Raw genomic sequence first — 2,201 nt, forward strand, 5'->3', positions numbered from 1 at the left:
TGTGGCCCAGCCGTCGGTAGCCGACCAGATCAATCAGAAAGTCCTTGCCAAACTTTTGCCGATAGGCGACCGCGAGCCGCGTCACAGCCAGACACGCCTCGGGATCGTCGGCGTTCACATGCACAATCGGAATCTCAAAGCCCTTGGCCAGATCGCTTGCGTACATCGTCGAGCGACCATCCTGCGGAGTGGTGGTGAAGCCAATTTGATTATTGGCGATGATATGAATCGTCCCCCCCACGCGGTAGCCCGAGAGCTGGGAGAGATTGAGCGTCTCAGCGACCACGCCCTGGCCGGGAAACGCGGCATCGCCGTGGACTTGCACCGCCAGTGAGGCGAGAATATCGCGCTTGGGCAGCCCTGCACTATCCCGGGTCTCTTGCGCGGCGCGCGCTCGCCCGACCACAGCCGGGTTCACAAACTCTAAATGGCTGGGGTTAGGTGCAAGAGTCACGGGCATCGAGACCGAGCCCCCATTTTTATATGTCAGCTGGAAGCCCTTGTGATACTTCACATCGCCCGTGTAGGCATGGGTCTCGCCGCCAGAGCCCTCAAGACCGTCTATGGCGCGGGGGTCAGTTGGGAACTCGGCCAAGACATCTTCGTAGGACTTTCCCAGAACATGGGTCAGGACATTGAGGCGGCCACGGTGTGCCATTCCCATCACTAGCTCACGAGTTCCGGCCTTGGCGGCTTCGTGGATGAGTGTGTTGAGCACTGGCACGAGCATGTCAATGCCCTCGATAGAGAAGCGCTTCTGACCCTTATAGGGCTGGACTCGCTCTAAGAACTGCTCGAAGCTATCCACGGCAATGAGCTGTTCTAAAAGAGTGGTTCTATCTTCATTCGTGACTGTTCCGAAGAAGCGACGGCTCTCGGCAGCGTCACGGAGCCAGTTGCGCTCATCGGGGATCTGGATGTGGTCGTCTTCATAGCCCACCGTACCCGAGTAGACCCCCCGCAGGCAGCTCAGTGCCTCCAGGGCACTGGCCTTGCCCTCGGCACAGGGGCCACCAACGACGCTTGCAGGAAGCGATGCCACATCCGTTTCACTCAGCCCATGGTAGCTCAGGGAGAGCTCCGGGTCGCCCGGTGGTGGATTGACTCCCAGAGGGTCGAGCTTTGCTTCGGCATGGCCCATCTCACGGACGATGCGTGCGACGCGGCTGACCCGCACGATGACATCTACCTGAGCGGTGGTCAGTCCTAGAGGGATACCCGGCGAGCTGGGCGAGGGACTCGCCGCCGCCGTAGCAAGCTCAGGTGCAAAGCCTTGGCTAAAGAAAGCGCGTGTTTCTGCATCTACCGAGGCAGGGTCGCGCTGATATTGTTCGTATAGTTCGAGGGCATACCCGGCATTGGGGCCGTGGAAATCCAGCAGTGTATTCATTCGTTTACCGATTTATTATTGTACCGCGTTGCGGTTCTCGATAGATACAGCTTACTTAAAGAACTTTTCCAGTCGTGCAAGTGTTTCTGTTTTTTTTGTGCTTCGCTCGGGAAGATGGCTCATCGCTGCCTCAAAAAGGGTGATGAGCTCCGCATGACGGGTGCGGGCTTTTTCTAGGTTGTTATCCAAGACATTGTAGGCCTGGAGCTGATAGACCGGGTCGGTGAAGGAGTGCGCGCCGATCGTGTCGGCGCACTTGTCCCACTGCTCCAGCGCGGCGTAGGCAAAGGCTTGGTGAATTCCGGTCACCTCGGGAATCGCCCGGATTTCCCCCGCGGGGCCTTCAACGACCCGAATTAGCTCCTGCCAGGTTGCCTTTGCGCTGTCTCTATCGCCTGCTTTTTCTTTCGTCTCCGCCAGGGCTCGCAGGGTCTGGAGGTCGTTGGGATCGGCCTCGCGGGCTTTCTGAAACGCGGCAACCGCCGTGGTATAGTCGCCTGCCTGCTCAGCACGCCGTGCGATCTGAAACTGCCAGCGGGGCGTGGGATCTATCGCTGCGGCCTCGGCGAGCTTCCCCGAATCTGCCAGCGCCTTGGGCTGCGATGGAAAGATGCTTGCTTGTGAGAGCAGTGCGAAGAGCAAGCCTAGCGCGGCGGCTATTTTTAGGGCCATCTCCCCGCCGCTTCGCGCCATCTCCCCGCGCGCGGTGCGCGCGCGGCCCACATACCCCCCCACACCGTACTCGTTGGGGAGAGGGTTTGGTGGGGGGATGAGGAGCCCCGCTACGGCCCAGAAGGGGGGGGGGTTGCCC

The 2,201-nt window shown here is 60.1% G+C and carries 2 protein-coding genes; both read right to left on the bottom strand.

Translation table 11 applies throughout. The annotated features are described in order from the left end of the window. Nucleotides 1–1,390, bottom strand: a 1,390-nt coding sequence (locus tag RMO15_RS15080) for a thiamine pyrophosphate-dependent enzyme (protein ID WP_309714271.1), incomplete at its 3' end; no start/stop codon positions are given. 51 nt (nucleotides 1,391–1,441) lie between these two features. Beyond that, nucleotides 1,442–2,201: tetratricopeptide repeat protein (locus RMO15_RS15085; RefSeq protein ID WP_309714273.1), on the bottom strand; the 760-nt coding region annotated here is incomplete at its 5' end.

It is taken from the genome of Armatimonas sp. (genome assembly GCF_031410135.1).
Taxonomy (GTDB): domain Bacteria; phylum Armatimonadota; class Armatimonadia; order Armatimonadales; family Armatimonadaceae; genus Armatimonas.